Here is a 19,655-nt window from a genome sequence, read left to right on the forward strand (position 1 = left end):
ACCAATGTGGGAGCGGGCTTGCTCGCGAAAGCGGTTCAACATTCAACAGCTATGTTGGCTGACAGTCCGCCTTCGCGAGCAAGCCCGCTCCCACATTGGAACTACGTTGGACTTGGCATTTGTGTAACAACCGCTGTTCCCGTGAAGCGACGATGCAGGCAAGATGAAGGCCTGCAAGTCAGAACACAGGATGCTGATCGTGACCGAAGCTTTTATTGTCGTTCAAACCGCCGAGCAAGCCGTGGACCGGCTTGCGCTCTTGCACCATCGTGCAACCACCGCGCTGAACCAGGCGCTCAAGCGTTACCTCCATGATCGAGTCGAACCGGACGCCGAACAGCGTGCGATGTTTCGTTATCCCGAACTGCGTCTGACCTACCATTGCCAGGGCGAAGTCCCACAGACCACTCGCGCCTACGCCAAGGTTCAACTGCCGGGGACCTACAGCGTCACCGTCACTCATCCCGCCGCGTTCCGTAAATACCTGCTGGAACAGCTGGTGCCGCTGATGCACGACTTCACCGTGACGGTGGAAGTCGGCATCAGCCAGCAAAACATTCCTTATCCGTACGTGGTCGAGCAGGGCGATGAACTGGCCGGTTCCGGCGTTACCGCCGCCGTGCTGGCGCGGGTGTTCCCGAGTACCGACCTGTCTGCCGCGACCGATGGCATCGCCGACGGTCTGTACGATTGGGAAAACACCGACCCGCTGCCGTTGGCCTTGTTCGACGCTGCGCGGGTGGATTTCTCCCTGCGTCGGCTGGTGCATTACACCGGCAGCGACTGGCGCCATGTGCAGCCGTGGATTCTGCTGACCAACTACCACCGCTACGTTGACCAGTTCATCGTTCATGGCCTGGAGCAACTGCGCAACGATCCGCGTTTCGTGCGCATGGTCTTGCCGGGCAATGTGATCATCGAAAAGAGCATGGACCACGGCGAAGCCTCGGCGATTGCCGCCGGTGTGGTCTGGCACCGCTATCAGATGCCGGCCTATCACCTGATCGCCAGCGACGGCCACGGTGTGACCCTGGTGAACATCGGCGTCGGCCCGTCCAACGCCAAGAACATCACCGACCACCTGGCGGTGCTGCGTCCGCATTGCTGGCTGATGATCGGCCACTGTGGCGGCTTGCGTCAGTCGCAGACGATTGGCGATTACGTGCTGGCCCACGCTTACATGCGTCGCGACGGGATTCTCGACCGGGTCGTGCCGCCGAATATTCCGATTCCGGCCCTGGCCGAAGTGCAAATGGCGTTGCAGCAAGCGGCGGCCAATATCACCGGCGAGAAGGGCGACGAACTGAAAAAACGCCTGCGCACCGGCACCGTACTGACCTACGACGACCGTAACTGGGAATTGCGCTGGGCTCAGGAACGTCCGTTGATCAACCTGTCCCGCGCCGTGGCGGTGGACATGGAAAGCGGCACCATCGCTGCGCAAGGTTATCGCCTGCGGGTGCCGTACGGCACGTTGCTCTGTGTGTCGGACAAACCGTTGCACAGTGAAATCAAACTGCCGGGTTCGGCCAACGCCTTCTATGAGCGTGCGGTCAGCCAGCATTTGAAGATCGGCATCGAGGCGGTGGATTTGTTGCGCACCGAACTCAACTCGCTGCACTCGCGCAAACTGCGCAGCTTCGACGAGCCGCCGTTCCGCTGATTGTTCTCATGGTCATTTAGCGGTCAGGGCACTAGCATTAGCAGCCCTGACCGTTAGATGTTCCTTCCCCATGTCCCGTCCTCAACGTCCCGTTTCCCGCCGCCCTGGCGTGAAGCCTGCGCCATCGTCCTCAGCCCCGCGCCGTGTCGCCAAAGCGCCACCAGCCGAGCCGAAGCTGATTTTGTTCAACAAGCCTTTCGATGTGCTGACGCAATTCAGCGACGGCGAAGGGCGGGCGACGCTCAAGGACTACATCGAGATTCCCGGGATTTACCCGGCAGGACGGCTGGACCGCGACAGTGAAGGTTTGCTGCTGCTGACCAACGATGGCCAGCTTCAGGCGCGGATTGCCGACCCGAAACACAAACTGGCCAAGACCTATTGGGTGCAAGTGGAAGGTGAGCCGAGTGCCGAGCAATTGCAGCGTTTGCGCGATGGCGTGGAGCTCAACGATGGCATGACGCTACCGGCTGAAGCGCGGCAGCTTGAAGAACCTGAACTGTGGCCACGCAACCCGCCTGTGCGCTTTCGCAAAAGCGTGCCGACCAGTTGGCTGGAGCTGGTGATTCGTGAAGGGCGCAACCGTCAGGTACGGCGCATGACCGCGGCGGTCGGCTTGCCGACGTTGCGTCTGGTGCGGGTCAGAATCGGCGACTGGTCGATCGAAGGGCTCGATCAGGGCCAGTGGAAGGAAGTGCCAGCGCGCTTATAACGTGCCGGATTCGATCAGGCCGATGACCACGCTTTTGATCACGAACGCGGCCACGCCCAGGCCAAGTACGAAGAACAGAATGAACGAGCCGAAGCGTCCGGCCTTGGACTTCTTCGCCAGATCCCAGACGATGAAACCCATGAAAATGATCAGGATGCTGACCAGTCCGGTCATCATCCACTCTTCGAATACTGCAGGATCCATCGAACATCTCCAGCGCGGGCGGGGCTAAAAGGCGCTGGAGTATACGCCACGACGAATTGGCGGAGTATTGACCTGCGTCGGTGTGTCGCAGTCATTCGTCGCCTTGGGCAGTGATCGTTCCCACGCTCTGCGTGGGAATGCCGCCATGGACGCTCCGCGTCCGCTTTAGATCGTGACGCAGAGCGTCACAGGATGCATTCCCACGCGGAGCGTGGGAACGATCAGTCAAAGCCATCATCAGCTGCGCAGATGAGTCAGCGGCAACTCGGTGCTATTGAGCACCTGGTTCAACACAAAACTCGACCGTACACTTGTCACCCCTTCAATCCGGGTGAGGTGCCCCAGCAGCAGTTTCTGATAGTGATCCATGTCCGGCACGACGACCTTGAGCTGATAGTCGGCATCCATCCCGGTCACCAGACTGCATTCCAGCACTTGCGGTAATGTACGAATCGCCGCTTCGAAGTTCTCGAAACGCTCTGGCGTATGTCGGTCCATGCCGATCAACACGTAAGCCGTCAGGCTCAGGCCGAGCATCTTGCGGTCCAGCAGGGCCACCTGGCGGGAGATGTAGCCGTCATCTTCCAGCTGCTTGACCCGCCGCGAGCATGGCGAGGGGGACAGGCCGATGCGTTCAGCCAGCTCCTGGTTGGAGATGCGCGCGTCACGCTGCAATTCCGCCAAAATGCTCAGGTCGTATCGGTCGAGTTTGCTCATCAATCAGGCCTTTGTCATAACTATTGCGGCGGATTATCTATCCAGGGTTAAAAATTGCGCAAGTGATGTTTATTTGAGCAATATTCGCAATCCTCTGCCGGCGCCGCGAGCCTATTCTTATCACCAGAATCACTGCTCGGACAAACAGTCCAGTGCGGCTCGCCCAATCAGGCCAGCTGCGGTCGCCACCCCCACCGGGGATGAGCCGACCCCCGAGCTACACACTGTCCAGAAGACGGCGTGAGGTGAGCCGACGTCAAAAGCGTCGAGCACGGACGAAGTTCTCAAAGGGAGGCCGACGGGTCTCCCTTTTCTTTTGCCCGGAATTTGCCGATCTGCCCTCAATAAATAAGTTGCGCGACTGATAACCTGTTGCAGAACCGGCCTGTGCTTTCCCAGTCTTACGTTCAGGCCCTAACCCGCAGTGAGGAAAAGCATGAAGTCGCGCATCTGGCGTTTGGCCGGTGTTGGTTTGCTGTGTGTAAGTGTCACTGCGCAATCGCTGGCCGATGAGCCGCAAGACCGTGGCCCCGACGGCGGGCAACGCGGCTCGGATGGCCATCAGGGCAACAATCAGGGCCACGGCGGTAATAACCCGCCGCGTGCGCAGAATAACGACATCATTCGTGGCGACAACAGCCGTCAGTTCGAGCACAACGGCCAGAATCAGAACGACGGTCAACGGCAGAACCGGGCGCCGCATGACTACAACAGTCCGGATCGGCCGCCGCAGCAACCGGCCAATGACCTGCCGATCCAGGGCCGGCCCGATACCGTGCGCCAGACCCAGCAGCCGCAGCGTGGTTACTACCAGGACGTGCCGCGGCGCAACGATAACAACCCGCATTGGCAAAACAACGGTCCGCGTCCCGATGACTATCGCTGGGCCGGTCGCCCGGATGGGCATGGCAATGGCTGGGGACCTGGCCCGCAGTACCGTCCCGGTCATGTGATCGATCGCTTCCCCGATCGTGATTACCGTGTGCCGTACCGTGGCCAGGATTACTTCTACTCCGGCGGCTACTGGTATCGCCCACAAGGCCCACGCTATGTGGTGGTGCAACCGCCACGCGGGATTCGCGTCAGCTACTTGCCCGATTACGCGCGCGAAGTGTGGATCGGCGGGGCGCTGTTGTTCCTCGCGGCCGGCTCTTATTACGCCTATCAGCAAAGCACTCAGGATTACGTCGTGGTCGAGCCGCCCGTACAACCGCAGCCGCAACCGGTCAGCAATGGTTATGACGTGGTGGCGTATCCGGCCAACGGTCAGTCGCCAGAGCAGGTCAACCAGGACGGTTACGAGTGCTATCAATACGCGGTGCAGCAGAGTGGTTTCGATCCGCGAACGGCCACCTACCAGCCAGCCCCGTCGGTGGTGCAAGCCTACCGTCAGGCCCAAGGCAACTGCCTGAGCAGTCGCGGTTATCAGGTTTCTTTCTGAGTCGTGCCTGCCAGCACCACTTCCTGCGGGTCGGCGTGCACCAGCACTTCGGCTCGCGGATAAGCCGCGTGAATTGCATCGGCGGCTTGATCGCTGATGCCGTGAGCGACTGACAGGGTCAAATCCCCCGGCAACTCCAGGTGCAACTGCACGAACCACTGATTGCCGGAAACCCGCGTACGCAGGTCGTGCGCGCCCAATACCCCCGGTACGCCGCAGGCCAGTTCGAGCATGTGCTGGCTGACGTCCGACGGCAGCTCTTCATCCATCAGCACCATAAAACTTTCCCGGGCGATATGAATCGCGCTCCAGAGAATGTAGGCGGCGATCCCCAAACCGAACCAAGGATCGACCTGATGCCAGCCATACCCGGCGAGCACCAGCGCCACCAGAATGCTGCCGTTGAGCAGCAAGTCCGAGCGGTAATGCAGGGAGTCGGCGCGCACGGCGTTGGAGCCGGTCGCCTTGACGACCCGATGTTGCAACACCAACAGGGCCATGGTCAGCGCCAGGGAAAACACAATCACCCCGATACTGATCCACGGCGCCCCCACCGGTTCCGGGTGTTTCAGTCGATCGATCGCCTGCAAGGCGATCAGCACCGCACTGCCGCCAATGAACAACGCCTGCGCCATGCCCGCCAGCGACTCGGCCTTACCGTGTCCATACCGGTGATCATCGTCAGCCGGGCGCAAGGCGTAATGCACCGCGAGCAAGTTGAGCAGCGAGGTCACGCCGTCGAGGGTCGAGTCGGTCAACCCGGCGAGCATGCTCACCGAACCGCTCAACCACCAGGCGATGGCTTTGGCGACGATCAACGTGCACGCCACCGCCACCGAGGCACGGGTCGCCAGCCGCAGCAGGCGGGCGTGTTCGGAGCTGGAGATCATAAGTGCGGCTATTCCTTTAAGTGCACGGGTTACGCGGCAGGTTGCAGGCCGAACATGGCCAGTTGCTGAGCGCTGCCCTTGTGCTGGATCAGGCGTGGGTCATCCAGCGGGAAGCTGCGGCCCAGTTCGGTTTCAAGAATAGTCTGCAACTTGTGATTATCGACCTTGCCGTCGACGCCGATGGCTTCCTTGAGTTTTTCCGGGGCCACATGTGCGGTCTCGCCGGGCGCGTAGTAAATCGCGCCAGTGGCGAAGTCCACGGCGAACGCGATCAGGCCGGGGATGATGTAGAACAGCAGGCCCACGGCATCCAGCGCGGCGATGGCCGGGTCGATCTTGCCGTCAATCTGGCCACGACGGTCAGGGTAGAAAATCGATCCGCAAGCGGTCACCTGGGTCAGCAACGTCGCGACCAATACACCGCCAATCAAGCGAAAGGGAACACGCATATGAAATCTCCTGGGTAATTTCAAAACGAAAGGACGCCTGTATGAATTAGGACCGTGATTAACGCCGAGCAGTTCGCCGTTATACTCGCCGCTCTGTTTTGGAGCCAGCATGATTTCTTTGCCGATTGATGAAGTTTTACCCGCCCTGCGTGAAGCCTTGGCTACACGCCACGAAGCCGTGCTCGAAGCACCGCCCGGCGCCGGTAAAACCACCCGCGTGCCACTGGCCTTGCTCAACGAGCCCTGGTTGGCCGGGCAGACCATTCTGATGCTCGAACCGCGGCGTTTGGCTGCGCGGGCAGCAGCGGAACGCTTGGCCAGTGAACTGGGCGAAAAGGTTGGCGAAACCGTCGGCTATCGCATTCGTCTCGACAGCAAAGTCGGCCCCAACACCCGTATCGAAGTAGTCACCGAAGGCATTCTGACCCGCCGTTTGCAGGACGACCCGGCGCTCGAAGGTGTTGGCCTGGTGATCTTCGACGAATTCCACGAGCGTAGCCTCGACGCCGATCTGGCGCTGGCCCTGAGCCTGAATGGCCGCGAGCTGTTTCGCGACGATCAGCCGCTGAAAATCCTGTTGATGTCGGCAACCCTGGAAGGCGAGCGCCTGGCCGGGTTGCTCGATGACGCGCCGATCCTGCGCAGTGAAGGGCGCATGTACCCGGTGGCGATGCGCTGGGGGCGGCCGTTCCAGCCCGGTGAGTTCATCGAGCCGCGACTGGTGCAGACCATTCTCGAAGCCTTGAATGATGAGACCGGCAGCGTGCTGGTATTCCTGCCGGGGCAGGCGGAAATCCGTCGGGTGCATCAGCAACTCGCCGATGCGCTGGGCGAGAGCACGCAAGTTCTGCTCTGCCCGTTGCACGGTGAACTGGATCTGGCCGCGCAACGCGCCGCGATCGATCCGGCCCCCGCCGGCAAACGCAAAGTGGTGCTGGCGACCAACATCGCCGAGACCAGCCTGACCATCAACGGCGTGCGCGTGGTAATCGATGCCGGGCTGGCGCGGGTGCCGCGTTTCGATCCGGGCAGCGGCATGGCCCGCCTCGACACTCAGCGTATTTCCAAAGCCAGCGCCACTCAGCGCGCGGGTCGGGCCGGGCGGTTGGAACCGGGCGTGTGTTATCGCTTGTGGTCGCAGGATCAGCACGAGCAACTGGCGGCCTACGCCAGCGCGGAAATCCTCTCGGCGGACCTTGCCGGATTAGCGTTGCAACTCGGCCGCTGGGGCGTGACACCGGGGCAATTGGTGTGGCTCGACGTACCGCCAGCGGCCGCTTACGCGCAGGCTCAGGACTTGCTTGAGCGCCTGGGCGCATTGGACGGCGAAGCGCTGACCCGTCACGGTCAGGCCATGGCCGAACTGCCGGCGCATCCGCGCATCGCGCATTTGCTGTTGCGCGGTCAGGCGCTCGGCCTGGCCGACATGGCCTGCGATGTCGCGGCCTTGCTCGGCGAGCGGGATATCTTGCGTGGCGCCGGGGCGGATCTGCACAGCCGATTGGTGCTGTTGTCTGGCGAAGAACGGGCCGCACGCGGCGCGCAGGGTGGCGTGCAGCGTGCCCGGCAACTGGCGCGGCAGTATCGCGGTTACTTGCGGGGTAAAGCGTCGGAACCGGTCAGCGATCCGGATCATCCGCGTTGGCTGGGCGCGCTGTTGGCGTTGGCCTATCCCGACCGCGTTGCCCAGCAGCGTCGTGCCGGTGGCGCGGAGTATCGTTTGGCCAATGGCCGTGCGGCGTTGTTCGCCGAAGCGGACAGTTTGATGAAGCAACCGTGGCTGGTGATCGCCGATCTCGGCAGTCGTCAAGGCCAGCGTGAAGAACGGATTTATCTGGCGGCGGATTTCGATCCGGCGCTGTTCGATTCGGTGCTGGCCGAGCAAGTGCGCGTGGTCGATCAACTGGATTGGGATGAGCGCGAAGGCGTGTTGCGCGCCGAGCGTCAGCGCAAGGTCGGTGAATTGATCCTCAGCCGCGAACCGTTGACCGGGCTCGATGAAACTGCCCGCAGTCAGGCGTTGGTCAATCTGGTGCGACGCAAAGGCCTGGAGCTGTTGCCGTGGACCCCAGAGCTGCGTCAGTGGCAAGCGCGCGTGGCGTTGCTGCGACAGCTGGACCTCGGCAGTAAGGAGCAGAGTGAATGGCCGGATGTCAGCGACGCTGCATTGCTCAAAAGCCTCGAACAGTGGCTGATGCCGTATCTGGGTAAAGTCTCGCGGCTCAGTCATTTCGCCAATCTGGACCTGTCGAGCATTGTTCATAACTTGCTGCCGTGGCCGCTGCCGCAACGGCTCGATGAGCTGGCGCCGCACCATTTGAGCGTGCCTTCGGGTTCATCGATTCGTCTGGATTACAGCGAACAGCCGCCGATTCTGGCGGTGCGGTTGCAGGAGCTGTTCGGCCTGGCCGAGACCCCGCGGATTGCCGGTGGCCGGCAGGTGGTCAAACTGCATCTACTGTCCCCGGCAAGGCGACCGGTGCAGGTGACCCAGGATCTGGCGAACTTTTGGCGTAGCACGTATGCCGAAGTGAAGAAGGATTTGAAAGGTCGGTATCCGAAGCACTATTGGCCGGATGATCCACTGGTGGCCGAAGCGACCGCGCGGATCAAACCCCGTAAAAGCTGAATCGCTGATCGTTCCCACGCTCCGCGTGGGAATGCATCCCGTGACGCTCCGCGTCACTTCGGTGCCAGGCCCGACGCCAGCGGTGCTGCTGGAACGCGGAGCGTCCCTTGAGGCATTCCCACGCAGAGCGTGGGAACGATCATAAGCGCTAAGCTCTGGTCCCGGCCTTGGCCGTCAACTGCTCCCGGCAATAATCAGCAAACAACTGCGCCGGTTTGGTCAACTGCCCGCGCTTCAACCACGCCGCCACCAGCCCTGAGCCGGTGACGTCTTCGACGATGTCCACGCACACCACTTTCTGGCCGTCATAGGTGCATTCCGAATGCGGCCGGGTGACCAGGATCGAGAAGCCGAAGCCTTGCCCGACCATGCCCCGGACCATCTCGATCGACGGTGAGCTGAAGGCAATGTTCGGCGTCAGCCCCAACTCTTCGAACAGGCTGACGAAGTAGGTCCGGCTCGGTTGCACGTCCAGCAAAATCATCGGCTCCAGGCACAAATCGCGCAGTGATACTTGCTTGAGCTGTGCAAAGCGATGATCCGCCGGCAGCAACGCATAAGGCCGTTGCGCCGGCATCAGGGGTTCGGTCTGGATGGTGGCGTCGAGGTCGTGTTCATACAGGATCGCCAGGTCGAAGGTGCCCGAGGTCAAGCCTTGCACCAGCTCTTGCTGCTCGCCGTCGCGGATGCGGATTTTCACCCCCGGATACAGCGCCGAGAACCCGGCAATCAACTGCGGCAGGTACAGCGGCGCGACCGTTTCGAAGCAACCGATATCGATTTGCCCGGCCACCACGTCGTTGTCGGCGAGGGCGTTCTGTTCGAACTCCTTGGCCATGCGCAGCAGTTCCTGGGCCTTGCGGTAGAAGCGTGCACCGCTGGGGGTCAAGGACACGCCCTGGGCGTGATGACGGATCAGCAGTTGCACGCCGAAGCTGTCTTCCAGGCCTTTGATCGCCGTGGAAATCGCCGGTTGGGCGATGTACAGCTTGCGCGAGGCCTCGGCGACGCTGCCGCATTCGACGGTGGTGATGAAGTACTTCAATTGACGCAGGTTGTAGGCAGCCACGGCAAACCTCGGGGTGGATGATGTCGACATCCAGGCAATTTTCGCGCCGACTGCATCCGTTCTGACGACGGTGTTGTTGTGCCTGAACAATAACCACATACCGCGCCACCGGGGAGATCGGCTGCCCAGTTTTTTCATGGTCTGCGAAGACATTTTTACTATTTTTCCTCGACACAGGCCTGGGCCACCATCCAATTCACAAGAAAAGCCCATGGAGCATCTGAACGTGTTCGAGCTTACAGACTGGCAAAACAAAGCCGCTGCGCTGCGGTTTCCCGATCAGGCCGTGATCGACGGCAAACCCCGTGCGGCGCAGTCGGGGCAGACCTTCACCGCGATCAACCCCGCCACCGGCCAGTGCCTGGCCAACGTGGCCGCGTGCGGCGAAGAAGACGTAGACGCTGCGGTGCGCAATGCGCGGCAAGTGTTCGAGGCCGGCACCTGGGCGGCGCGTTCGCCGAGTGAGCGCAAGCAAGTGCTGTTGCGCCTGGCCGATCTGATCATGACCCACCGCGAAGAACTGGCGCTGCTCGATTCGCTGAACATGGGCAAACCGGTGATGGACGCCTACAACATCGACGTGCCGGGCGCCGCCGGGGTGTTTCGCTGGTACGCCGAAAGCCTCGACAAACTCTACGACCAGATCGCCCCGAGCGCGCAGAACGTGCTGGCGACCATCACCCGCGAAGCACTGGGCGTGGTCGCTGCGGTGGTGCCGTGGAATTTCCCGCTGGACATGGCCGCGTGGAAACTCGCACCGGCGTTGGCGGCGGGTAATTCGGTGATCCTCAAACCCGCCGAGCAATCACCGTTTTCCGCCCTGCGTCTGGCCGAGCTGGCGCTGGAAGCCGGCCTGCCAGCCGGGGTACTGAACGTGCTGCCGGGGCTCGGCGAACAGACCGGCAAAGCCCTCGGTTTGCACCCGGATGTCGATTGTCTGGTGTTCACTGGCTCCACCGAAGTCGGCAAATATTTCATGCAGTACTCCGCGCAATCGAACCTGAAACAGGTGTGGCTGGAGTGCGGCGGCAAGAGCGCCAATCTGGTGTTCGTCGATTGTCAGGACCTCGACCTCGCTGCCGAGAAAGCCGCGTTCGGGATCTTCTTCAATCAGGGTGAAGTGTGCTCGGCCAACTCGCGGTTGCTGGTGGAGCGGTCGATCCATGACGAGTTCGTCGAGCGCCTCAAAGTGCAGGCCGAGCGCTGGCAACCGGGTGATCCATTGGACCCGTCGAGTCGCGCCGGAGCCATCGTCGACAGCCGTCAAACCGCACGCATCATGAAGTTCATCCAAAACGCCGAGAGCCGAGGCGCGACCAAGGTGTGCGGCGGTCGACAATCGGTTTTCAACGGCACCGACAACTTCATTCAGCCGACGATTTTCACTGGCGTGAGCCCGGACATGCCGCTGTTTCGCGATGAAGTGTTCGGCCCGGTGCTAGCGGTCACGGCGTTCGATGATGAGGCCCACGCCTTGCAACTGGCCAACGACAGCGTCTACGGCTTGGCGGCGTCGCTGTGGACCGACGACCTCAATCGCGCCCACCGCGTGGCGCGACAATTGCGAGCCGGCACGGTGTCGGTCAACAGCGTCGATGCGCTGGACGTGACCGTGCCTTTCGGGGGCGGCAAACAATCCGGTTTCGGCCGCGACCTGTCGCTGCATTCATTCGATAAATACACCCAGTTGAAGACCACCTGGTTTCAGCTGCGCACATAACAGCCGCTCATAACAAAACGGAGAACTGGCGATGACCACACCACGTGAAACCCGCGACTACCAGGCCGCCGATGCTGCGCACCACATCCACGCATTCGTCGATCAAAAAGCGCTCAACGATGAAGGGCCCCGAGTGATGGTCCGTGGCGAGCGCCTGCACCTGTGGGACAACGATGGTCGGCGTTACCTCGACGGCATGTCCGGATTGTGGTGCACCAACCTCGGTTACGGGCGCAAGGACCTGGCCGCCGCCGCGACCCGGCAGCTGGAGCAGTTGCCGTACTACAACATGTTTTTCCACACCACCCACCCGCAGGTGATCGAGCTTTCGGAGCTGCTGTTCAGCCTGTTGCCGGGGCACTACAGCCACGCGATCTACACCAACTCCGGCTCCGAGGCCAACGAGGTGCTGATCCGCACCGTGCGTCGTTACTGGACGATCCTCGGCAAGCCCGAGAAGAAAATCATGATCGGTCGCTGGAACGGTTACCACGGCTCGACCCTGGCAGCGACAGCGCTCGGCGGCATGAAATTCATGCATGAAATGGGCGGCATGATCCCCGACATCGAACACATCGATGAGCCGTACTTTTTCGCCCACGAGGGCAACCTGATCCCGGCCGAATTTGGCCTGCGGGCGGCGCAGCAACTGGAAGCGAAGATTCTCGAACTCGGCGCGGACAAGGTTGCCGGGTTTATCGCCGAACCGTTCCAGGGCGCTGGCGGGATGATCTTTCCACCCGAGAGTTACTGGCCGGAAATTCAGCGCATCTGCCGCAAGTACGACGTGCTGTTGTGCGCTGACGAGGTGATCGGCGGCTTCGGCCGCACCGGCGAATGGTTCGCCCACGAGCACTTCGGTTTCGAGCCGGACACGCTGTCGATCGCCAAGGGTTTGACCTCGGGTTACATCCCCATGGGCGGTCTGATTCTGTCGAAGAAAATGGCTCAGGTACTGGTGGAGCAGGGCGGGGTGTTTGCCCACGGCTTGACCTACTCCGGGCACCCGGTGGCGGCGGCGGTGGCCATCGCCAACCTCACGGCATTGCGCGATGAAGGGGTGGTGGCGCGGGTCAAGGATGACATCGGGCCGTACCTGCAACAGTGCTTGCGCGAGGTGTTCGGCAATCACCCGTTGGTGGGCGATATTCAGGGTGTCGGCATGGTCGCGGCGCTGCAATTGGCTGAGGACAAGACCAGTCGCAAGCGCTTTGCCAATGAAGGCGACATTGCCTGGCGTTGCCGCACGATTGGCTTTGAAGAGGGGGTGATTATTCGCTCGACGTTGGGGCGGATGATCATGGCGCCGGCGTTGATTGCCAGTCGGGAAGAGGTGGATGAACTGGTCGGCAAAACCCTGAAAGCGGTTGATCGTACGGCGCAGGAATACGGTCGGCTCTGATCTCCACTGATCGTTCCCACGCTCCCGCGTGGGAATGCCTCCGGTGACGCTCTGCGTCACGTCGACAGGGACGCGGAGCGTCCCGGGCTGCATTCCCACGCGGAGCGTGGGAACGATCATTCCTACAATAAACCCCCTGATTCTCTTGGCTTGCACCCGCCTCGGGCATCCCCGCCCACAGCGCCCTTTTACGGCGCACGCTACCCAGTTTTTTCATCACTCCCAACGACATATTTCCTGATTTTCCTTCTCCCGGCCTTGGGCCAACATCGACCTCGCCAGTCAGCCAAACGCTGTTCACCGAAAGGTCCACCAGAGACCGCAGGTGGCAGCACTTCTCCAAGGCCGCTGGCCGTACTGCCCATGACAAAACTAAATCAACAGCTTTGGGAGTGCTCCATGATCAAGTCCTTGCTGAACTGCATCACTCATCCACTGGCGGTCACCGCCATCGCCGCGACGGTCGCTACCAGCGCCCAGGCCGGCACCCTCTCTATCGGCCACACCACGTGGGTCGGATACGGCACGCTCTACCTGGCTCAGGACCTGGGCTACTTCAAGGAAAACGGTTTGACCGTCGAATTGCCCGTCGTCGAAGAGGCTTCGATGTACATGGCCGCGCAAGCCTCGGGCGAGTTGTCGGGCTCGGCGTCGACCATCGACGAAGTGCTCAAGTACCGCCCGCAATTCTGCTTCAAGGCTGTGGCTGCACTGGATGACAGCCATGGTGGCGACGGTGTTTTGGTCGGCAAGGACGTCAAGAGTTTGCAGGAGCTGAAAGGCAAGGCCGTGGCGGTGAACGAAGGTTCGACTTCGCAGTTCTGGCTGTCGTACCTGCTGAAAAAACACGGCATGAAAATGAGCGACATCACCGTGCAGAACATGACGGCTGACGATGCAGCCACCGCGTTCATCGCCGGTCGCGTGCCCGCCGCCGTGACCTGGGAACCGCATCTGTCGATGGTCCGCAATAAGCAAAAAGGCAAAGTGCTGATCGACAGCAGCAGTACGCCGGGAGTGATTGTCGACGTGGTCGCGCTCAACTGCACGGTCATTGAAAAGCAGCCGGAAGACGTCAAGGCGTTGGTGGCCGGTCTGTACAAGGCCGTGCAGTACACCAAGGACCATCCGCAAGAAGCCTACAAAATCATGGCCAAAGGCGTCGGCGGTTACCTCGCCGATCCCAAGGAGCTGGCCGCTGCCGCACAGGGCGTGCGCTTCTACGATCAGGCCATGAGCGAGAAACTCCTCGGCTCGCCGGGCAAACCGGGCGACAGCGAACTGCTGATCAAACTGGCCAACGAGACCGCTAGCGAATTGCAGGGCAAACCCTACAACGTCAGCCATGACGACCTGATCGACAACCGTTTCGTCAGCCCGCTCTAGGAGGTTCGCATGTTCAAGCGCAATTCATGGCTGAGCCGCTGCATCACGCCCAAGACCGGTTTGCCGGTGTCGGTGATCTGGAGCGCGAGCGGTCTGGCCTGGGTGTTGTTGGTCGGCCTGTGGGCCGGGTTGTCTTACGGCGGCGTGGTGCCGGGCATGTTCCTGCCGACACCGGGCGCGGTGGTCGAGGCCGCCGTGCGCCTGAGTCGCGACGGCACGCTCGGTCTGCATGTGTGGGCCAGCCTCGAAGTGGTGATGGTCGGCTTCATCGTGTCGTCGCTGGTGGCGGTGCCGCTGGGGTTGCTGATGGGCAGCTTCCGTATCGTCCAGGCGTTCCTTGAGCCGATGGTCAATTTCATCCGCTACCTGCCGGTCACTTCGTTCGTGCCGCTGTTCATCCTGTGGATCGGCATCGGTCTGGAGCAGCGGGTTTCGGTGATCATCTTCGGCGTGTTTTTCCAACAACTGGTGATGATCGCGGACGTGTCCAAAGGCATCTCCAAGGACCTGATCAACGCGTCCTACACCTTGGGTTCGAACCGCCGCGATGCGGTGCTGCATGTGATCGCCCCAGCGTCGTTGCCGGGTGTGCTCGACACCTTGCGCGTGACCATGGGCTGGGCCTGGACTTACCTGGTGGTTGCCGAGCTGGTCGCGGCTTCCAGCGGTCTGGGCTACTTGAGCCTTAAAGCCATGCGCGGCTTTCAAGTGGATGTGATTTTCCTGGCAATCGCGATCATCGGCCTGCTGGGCCTGGTCACCGATCAACTGTTCCGTTTCCTTCGTCTGAGGATCGCCGCATGGGCTCAGTAAGCGCCGTCAACCCTCGTTTCATCACGCCACAACCCGCCCCGGTGCACGCCGCACCACGGCTGCAAGTGGACAAGGTCAGCCTTCGCTATCAAAAGCCCGACGGTGGCGTGTTCACCGCGCTGGATCAGGTGTCGTTCGAAGTGCCGGACCAGCAATTCGCCGTGCTGGTGGGGCCTTCGGGCTGCGGCAAGTCGAGTCTGCTGTACCTCACGGCGGGTTTGAATGAGCCCACGGAAGGCGAGATCTACGTCGGTGGCCAGCAAGTTCAGGGGCCGGGTGCGGATCGCGGCATGGTGTTCCAGAGCTATACGCTGTTCCCGTGGCTGACGGTGCGGCAGAACGTCGAGTTCGGCCTCAAGCGTCGCGGCATGGCCGCCGCCCAGCGCAAGGAGATCGTCGATTACTACGTCAACGAAGTGGGCCTGTCCGGGTTTGCCGACAACTACGCCAAGCAACTGTCCGGCGGCATGATGCAGCGCGTGGCGATTGCTCGGGCGCTGGCCAACGACCCGCAAATCCTGCTCATGGACGAGCCCTTTGGTGCGCTCGACAGCCAGACGCGCCTGCAAATGCAGCAGCTGTTGTTGCGGGTCTGGGGCAACAGCAAGAAGACCGTGTTGTTCGTGACTCACGATATCGACGAGGCGATTCTGCTGGGTGATCGGGTCTACGTGATGGGCGCTCGGCCGGGTCGGATCAAGCAGATTCTGGACGTGCCGATCGAACGCCCACGGACGCTGGACATGGTCATGGAACGCTCGTTTATTGACATGAAGCGCAAGATCTTCGGGCTATTGCACGATGAGCTGGAGGAGGCGCATTGACCGTGCACAAATCCCTGTGGGAGCGGCGGTGCGACGATTCGACTTGCTCGCGAAAGCGGTGGGTCAGCCGACATCAATGTTGAATGATAAATCGCCTTCGCGAGCAAGCCCGCTCCCACAGGTTTTGCATTGATCCGAGGTTAGGGCGCCGCTGGCAAGAGGAACCGGGCAATTACTGGCAAATGATCGGAAATCCGCAAGGTATCGTCCTGCCTCACCGTTGCCTCGACCCGTTTGATCCGCGGACTGTAGAACAGGTAGTCGACAGTCCGGTCCGGGCCATTCAAGCCCGGATCATTCGGGTAATGGGTCAACCACCGCGCCCGGTCGATGCCGCTGGCTTCGTTGTTGGTCGGGATCATCGGGTATTTGTCCCACAGCACATGCAGCGCACTGTCGGCGGAGTAGGGCGTGCGTTGCTCGTCGGGCAGACGTCGATATTGCCCCAACGGCAACAGGTTGAAGTCGCCACCGATCAACCACGGCGTGCTCCGGCTTTCGAGCTTGTCGAGGACTTTGACGATGGCCGACACCTGGGACTGCAGTGTTTCGTCTGGCGGGAGAACGTGGTCCAGATGAGTATTGAGCACCGCTAGCTGACCACCGTCGCTCAAGGGCAGATACGTGACCAGCAAGGCATTTTTCGGTTTGAACTGACGGCTGATGAAATTGGCCGGTGCGACCGGTAATTGCAGGCGTTCGGCCTGTTTTATCTGGTAGCGGCTGAGGGTGACCAACTGCCGGCCGACGCTGCCGAAAATGTGCGGCTCAGGCACGAAATCGGCTTTCCAGTCGAAGGCGTGGGCGCTGCATGGATACAGGTCCGCGACTCGTTCCTGAAGCAGCTTGAACTGGTTTTGGTAATCGCTGGCCTTGGCGCCTTCATCGAGCTCCTGCAACAGCACGACGTCCGGTTGCTCGTCACGGATCACCCGCGCCACTTCATCGAGGCTGAAGGCCATGTCTTCGGGCGTGGGTTTTTCGTCATTGCCGGCCGCCAGGTCATTCCAGAACACGTAGCGTTTTCCCGCCAGGTACTGGACGTTCCAGGTCATCACCTTCAGCGCCTGACCGGGCACCAGCGTCGGAGCCTGGGCGTTGCAACTGACCGGCAAGGCTTCCTTGGCTTCGGGGCGCCAGGTCAGGTTGTAGATCAGCAAGGCCATCAGGCCGGTCGCGATCAACAGGCCCAGCAGGGTGTAGCGCAGCAGACGGGTCATGGCTCGGCTTATAGCGTTACAAAAGTTGACCCCGAGCATAACCGAGCGTCGGGTTTAATCCCAAGGGCGAAACGGCCCTCCCAACAATTAGCCAAAACACACCCCTGTAGCCGCGGCCCTGTGGCGAGGGGATGAATCCCCTCGCCACAGTCCTCCATGTCCCAGGTCAAAACAGGCAGTGCTACAAGGGGCACGTTGTTCTTTAAAGAGGTCGATCAATCTTTTCTGGCACCTCGTCGATCAACATGTACAAGCGAAACAGCACCACGCTGACGAACAGTTGCAGGAAGCTGTGGGCGCTGTCGATCAGCAGGGAAATCACCGCGTTCTGCGGTTCTGGATAAACCGCCAGGGTCGCGCCCTTGAGCACCCACAACGGGCCCATTACGCAGAGAATGCACACCAGAATGCGCAGAAAGTTGCCGCGGGTCAGGCGCAGGCTTTCCTTCATCGCCGCCAGCGGTGCCATGCCGCGCAGCACCAGCAAATACTCGCCAAACGCGAGGGTCACCATCAGCCAGATGCCCGGCAGGAAATACAGCGACAGGCCGATCAGGATCAGCAGCGTATTGAGCGCCGTCAGCACGGCAAAACGCGGCCATAAGTAGGCGGACCTCGACAGCAGGTCGCGAATGCGCGGCGACTCGCCACGGCTGCGGGCATCGAGGAACAGGATCAGTGCGCCGGTGTACAGCGGATAAACCAGCAAGCCGACCATCACGCTGATACCGGGAAAGCTGTCCGGCTCGGTGGAGTGATCGACCACTTGTTGCAGCAGCGCCTCGAAGATCACCAGCGGCAGGCACAGCCGCACGATCTGGCCCAGATTGCGCTTGAAGAAATACAGTGAGTCACGCAGTACATCGAACGAATTCATCAGTCGGTATCGCAGGTTGGAAGCAGTGGCCCACTTTAACCGATGAAGCGCTTTGAGGCGCAAACGTAAACGTTCGGTAAAGACCATTGAAACATCCTTTATCAGCCTCCATTACGGATGAGCACCTTTTCCACAGTGGAAAAGGGCGACGATTTTCCCGGCAATCTACGAGGTCGCCATGAACAGCGAAGAACAAACCCTGATCGATGGACTGTTTTCCCGGCTGCAACAGGCCGAAACGGACTCAGCCCCGCGCGACGCCCAGGCCGAGGCGCGGATCAAGGAACACCTGACTCGCCAGCCCGCGGCAGGCTATTTCATGACCCAGGCGATTCTGGTGCAAGAGGCGGCTCTCAAAAGCCTCGACGAACAGAACAAACAGCTCGCCCGGCAAGTCGAGCAATTGCAGGCCGAACTGCAATCGGCCAAGGCGCAGCCGGCGGCTGCAGCTCCGAGCAGCGGTGGCTTCTTGTCGAGCATCTTCGGTGGCGGTTCCCGTGATCCGCAGCCAGCACCCACCCAAAGCCCACCCGCATCGAGTGGTGGCGGCTGGCGTGAACCGGCGCGGCCGTCGTTCAACTCGCAGCCGCCACAACAGAATTTCGGTGCGGCACCGCCTCGGCAGAATTACGCCCAGCAACAGCCTGCCGGCAGTGGTTTCCTCGGTGGTGCGCTGAAAACCGCCGCCGGTGTGGCCGGTGGCGTGATGCTGGCGCAAGGCATCAGCAGCCTGTTCCATCAGAACCAGCAGCCGGAAGTGGCTGAGGTCACCAAGGAAGAACCGGCTCAGGTCAACGATCAGAGCGGTGACAACGGCTCGGGCGAGGATCAGCGCGTGGCTGACAACTCCAGTGATCAGGGCGGCTTCACCGACGCCGACTACAGCGATGACAGCTCATCGTTCTTCGGCGGCGACGACGATTCCTTCGTCTGATTCACTGTGGCGAGGGAGCTTGCTCCCGCTGGGGTGCGAAGCGCCCCTTGCTTTAGAACCTAAGGGCCTGCTACGCAGTCCAGCGGGAGCAAGCTCCCTCGCCACACGGCCGATTATTCGCGGAACAATCCTTCAGGCTGGCATACTGGGCAACTTTTCGGGCCTGGTGCCTGATCCTGCCTGCGCTGCGGCGCGCCAACGAGGATGACCGGTGAAAAAAATCGCAGTGTTCGCCGATGTCCAGAACCTCTATTACACCGTGCGTCAGGCCTATGGTTGCCATTTCAACTATGCCGCGCTGTGGGCTGATATCAGCAAACAGGGCGAGATCGTCGAGGCCTACGCCTACGCCATCGATCGTGGCGACAGCAAACAGCAGCAATTCCAGCAGATCCTGCGCAACCTCGGTTTCGTCGTGAAGCTCAAGCCCTACATCCAGCGCAGCGATGGCTCGGCCAAAGGCGACTGGGACGTTGGCATCACCCTCGACATCATGGACGCCGCCGATCATGTCGACGAAGTGGTGCTGGCCTCCGGTGACGGTGATTTCGACATGCTGCTGGAGCGCATCATCACCAAGCACGGTGTGCAAGCCGTGGCCTACGGCGTGCCGGGCCTGACGGCCAACTCGCTGATCCGCGCCGCCAGCCGCTACGTGCCGATCGAAGGCGCGTTGCTGCTCAAGAATTGATTTTTACGGAGTTG

Annotated in this window: 18 protein-coding genes; 11 read left to right on the forward strand and 7 right to left on the reverse strand. The window is 61.2% G+C overall.

Annotation, left to right across the window (positions count from 1 at the left end):
- Positions 1 to 163 precede the first annotated feature (163 nt).
- A complete protein-coding gene (gene amn / locus PFAS1_RS15060; RefSeq protein ID WP_173860464.1) occupies positions 164 to 1,663 on the forward strand; it encodes an AMP nucleosidase in 1,500 nt (499 codons plus the stop codon).
- 70 nt (positions 1,664 to 1,733) lie between these two features.
- The gene (locus tag PFAS1_RS15065) at positions 1,734 to 2,375 is read left to right on the forward strand and encodes a pseudouridine synthase (protein WP_033054187.1); all 642 of its coding nucleotides are present in this window, start codon (positions 1,734 to 1,736) and stop codon (positions 2,373 to 2,375) included.
- Here the strand turns inward: PFAS1_RS15065 and PFAS1_RS15070 are convergent.
- Positions 2,370 to 2,579: a DUF2788 domain-containing protein gene (locus tag PFAS1_RS15070; protein WP_007937369.1), complete on the reverse strand. Its 210-nt coding sequence runs from the start codon at positions 2,577 to 2,579 to the stop codon at positions 2,370 to 2,372. The two genes, PFAS1_RS15065 and PFAS1_RS15070, sit on opposite strands and share 6 nt — an antisense overlap.
- 237 nt (positions 2,580 to 2,816) lie before the next feature.
- The gene (locus PFAS1_RS15075) at positions 2,817 to 3,296 is read right to left on the reverse strand and encodes an Lrp/AsnC family transcriptional regulator (RefSeq protein ID WP_007937367.1); all 480 of its coding nucleotides are present in this window, start codon (positions 3,294 to 3,296) and stop codon (positions 2,817 to 2,819) included.
- 436 nt (positions 3,297 to 3,732) lie between these two features.
- Between PFAS1_RS15075 and PFAS1_RS15080 the strand changes: the two genes are divergently transcribed.
- Entirely contained in the window at positions 3,733 to 4,737 is a 1,005-nt protein-coding gene (locus PFAS1_RS15080; RefSeq protein WP_076029643.1) for a DUF6515 family protein, read from the forward strand.
- On the opposite strand, the gene PFAS1_RS15085 is transcribed toward PFAS1_RS15080, so the two are convergent.
- On the reverse strand, positions 4,722 to 5,627 hold the full coding sequence (locus tag PFAS1_RS15085) for a cation diffusion facilitator family transporter (protein ID WP_076029644.1): 906 nt from the start codon (positions 5,625 to 5,627) through the stop codon (positions 4,722 to 4,724). The two genes, PFAS1_RS15080 and PFAS1_RS15085, sit on opposite strands and share 16 nt — an antisense overlap.
- Before the next feature lie 29 nt (positions 5,628 to 5,656).
- Positions 5,657 to 6,076 (reverse strand): polyribonucleotide nucleotidyltransferase, encoded by a 420-nt coding sequence (locus PFAS1_RS15090; protein WP_076029645.1) that lies wholly within the window; start codon positions 6,074 to 6,076, stop codon positions 5,657 to 5,659.
- A gap of 109 nt (positions 6,077 to 6,185) precedes the next feature.
- Here PFAS1_RS15090 and hrpB point away from each other — a divergent pair, with 109 nt between their 5' ends.
- Positions 6,186 to 8,705 carry an ATP-dependent helicase HrpB gene (hrpB, locus tag PFAS1_RS15095; protein WP_076029646.1) on the forward strand — a complete coding sequence of 840 codons (2,520 nt, stop codon included), beginning with the start codon at positions 6,186 to 6,188 and terminating at the stop codon, positions 8,703 to 8,705.
- Between the two features lie 148 nt (positions 8,706 to 8,853).
- Here the strand turns inward: hrpB and PFAS1_RS15100 are convergent, their stop codons facing one another.
- The gene (locus tag PFAS1_RS15100) at positions 8,854 to 9,774 is read right to left on the reverse strand and encodes a LysR substrate-binding domain-containing protein (protein WP_076031535.1); all 921 of its coding nucleotides are present in this window, start codon (positions 9,772 to 9,774) and stop codon (positions 8,854 to 8,856) included.
- 226 nt (positions 9,775 to 10,000) lie between these two features.
- Here PFAS1_RS15100 and PFAS1_RS15105 point away from each other — a divergent pair, with 226 nt between their 5' ends.
- The 5 genes from PFAS1_RS15105 (at position 10,001) to PFAS1_RS15125 (ending at position 15,919) form a co-directional block, all read left to right on the forward strand.
- On the forward strand, positions 10,001 to 11,494 hold the full coding sequence (locus PFAS1_RS15105; RefSeq protein ID WP_076031536.1) for an aldehyde dehydrogenase: 1,494 nt from the start codon (positions 10,001 to 10,003) through the stop codon (positions 11,492 to 11,494).
- Between the two features lie 31 nt (positions 11,495 to 11,525).
- The gene (locus PFAS1_RS15110; protein WP_076029647.1) at positions 11,526 to 12,896 is read left to right on the forward strand and encodes an aspartate aminotransferase family protein; all 1,371 of its coding nucleotides are present in this window, start codon (positions 11,526 to 11,528) and stop codon (positions 12,894 to 12,896) included.
- A gap of 399 nt (positions 12,897 to 13,295) precedes the next feature.
- On the forward strand, positions 13,296 to 14,282 hold the full coding sequence (locus PFAS1_RS15115) for an ABC transporter substrate-binding protein (RefSeq protein WP_076029648.1): 987 nt from the start codon (positions 13,296 to 13,298) through the stop codon (positions 14,280 to 14,282).
- 9 nt (positions 14,283 to 14,291) lie between these two features.
- Positions 14,292 to 15,095: an ABC transporter permease gene (locus PFAS1_RS15120; RefSeq protein ID WP_008149230.1), complete on the forward strand. Its 804-nt coding sequence runs from the start codon at positions 14,292 to 14,294 to the stop codon at positions 15,093 to 15,095.
- Positions 15,083 to 15,919, forward strand: coding sequence for an ABC transporter ATP-binding protein (locus PFAS1_RS15125; protein ID WP_076029649.1), 837 nt, complete (start codon positions 15,083 to 15,085; stop codon positions 15,917 to 15,919). The genes PFAS1_RS15120 and PFAS1_RS15125 overlap by 13 nt, the downstream gene beginning before the upstream one ends.
- Before the next feature lie 140 nt (positions 15,920 to 16,059).
- Here the strand turns inward: PFAS1_RS15125 and PFAS1_RS15130 are convergent, their stop codons facing one another.
- Positions 16,060 to 17,139: an endonuclease/exonuclease/phosphatase family protein gene (locus tag PFAS1_RS15130; protein WP_076029650.1), complete on the reverse strand. Its 1,080-nt coding sequence runs from the start codon at positions 17,137 to 17,139 to the stop codon at positions 16,060 to 16,062.
- 202 nt (positions 17,140 to 17,341) lie between these two features.
- Positions 17,342 to 18,016, reverse strand: coding sequence for a YciC family protein (locus PFAS1_RS15135; RefSeq protein ID WP_076031537.1), 675 nt, complete (start codon positions 18,014 to 18,016; stop codon positions 17,342 to 17,344).
- Between the two features lie 178 nt (positions 18,017 to 18,194).
- Between PFAS1_RS15135 and PFAS1_RS15140 the strand changes: the two genes are divergently transcribed.
- Both PFAS1_RS15140 and PFAS1_RS15145 read left to right on the forward strand, forming a co-directional pair.
- Entirely contained in the window at positions 18,195 to 18,950 is a 756-nt protein-coding gene (locus PFAS1_RS15140; RefSeq protein WP_076029651.1) for a DUF2076 domain-containing protein, read from the forward strand.
- Positions 18,951 to 19,161: 211 nt separating this feature from the next.
- Complete coding sequence (locus PFAS1_RS15145; RefSeq protein WP_008149222.1) at positions 19,162 to 19,641, forward strand: LabA-like NYN domain-containing protein; 480 nt, start codon at positions 19,162 to 19,164, stop codon at positions 19,639 to 19,641.
- Positions 19,642 to 19,655: the final 14 nt, after the last annotated feature.

This window comes from Pseudomonas frederiksbergensis, assembly GCF_001952935.1.
Classification (GTDB): Bacteria; Pseudomonadota; Gammaproteobacteria; order Pseudomonadales; family Pseudomonadaceae; genus Aquipseudomonas; species Aquipseudomonas frederiksbergensis.

What these genes read in the sequence shown, in the direction of transcription:
- PFAS1_RS15085 (WP_076029644.1), bottom strand. Translation starts at nt 5,627, where the DNA reads ATGATCTCCAGCTCCGAACACGCCCGCCTGCTGCGGCTGGCGACCCGT.
- PFAS1_RS15065 (WP_033054187.1), top strand. Translation starts at nt 1,734, where the DNA reads ATGTCCCGTCCTCAACGTCCCGTTTCCCGCCGCCCTGGCGTGAAGCCT.
- PFAS1_RS15135 (WP_076031537.1), bottom strand. Translation starts at nt 18,016, where the DNA reads ATGAATTCGTTCGATGTACTGCGTGACTCACTGTATTTCTTCAAGCGC.
- PFAS1_RS15120 (WP_008149230.1), top strand. Translation starts at nt 14,292, where the DNA reads ATGTTCAAGCGCAATTCATGGCTGAGCCGCTGCATCACGCCCAAGACC.
- PFAS1_RS15080 (WP_076029643.1), top strand. Translation starts at nt 3,733, where the DNA reads ATGAAGTCGCGCATCTGGCGTTTGGCCGGTGTTGGTTTGCTGTGTGTA.
- PFAS1_RS15110 (WP_076029647.1), top strand. Translation starts at nt 11,526, where the DNA reads ATGACCACACCACGTGAAACCCGCGACTACCAGGCCGCCGATGCTGCG.
- PFAS1_RS15125 (WP_076029649.1), top strand. Translation starts at nt 15,083, where the DNA reads ATGGGCTCAGTAAGCGCCGTCAACCCTCGTTTCATCACGCCACAACCC.
- PFAS1_RS15075 (WP_007937367.1), bottom strand. Translation starts at nt 3,296, where the DNA reads ATGAGCAAACTCGACCGATACGACCTGAGCATTTTGGCGGAATTGCAG.
- PFAS1_RS15115 (WP_076029648.1), top strand. Translation starts at nt 13,296, where the DNA reads ATGATCAAGTCCTTGCTGAACTGCATCACTCATCCACTGGCGGTCACC.
- PFAS1_RS15140 (WP_076029651.1), top strand. Translation starts at nt 18,195, where the DNA reads ATGAACAGCGAAGAACAAACCCTGATCGATGGACTGTTTTCCCGGCTG.
- hrpB (WP_076029646.1), top strand. Translation starts at nt 6,186, where the DNA reads ATGATTTCTTTGCCGATTGATGAAGTTTTACCCGCCCTGCGTGAAGCC.
- PFAS1_RS15130 (WP_076029650.1), bottom strand. Translation starts at nt 17,139, where the DNA reads ATGACCCGTCTGCTGCGCTACACCCTGCTGGGCCTGTTGATCGCGACC.
- amn (WP_173860464.1), top strand. Translation starts at nt 164, where the DNA reads ATGAAGGCCTGCAAGTCAGAACACAGGATGCTGATCGTGACCGAAGCT.
- PFAS1_RS15090 (WP_076029645.1), bottom strand. Translation starts at nt 6,076, where the DNA reads ATGCGTGTTCCCTTTCGCTTGATTGGCGGTGTATTGGTCGCGACGTTG.
- PFAS1_RS15070 (WP_007937369.1), bottom strand. Translation starts at nt 2,579, where the DNA reads ATGGATCCTGCAGTATTCGAAGAGTGGATGATGACCGGACTGGTCAGC.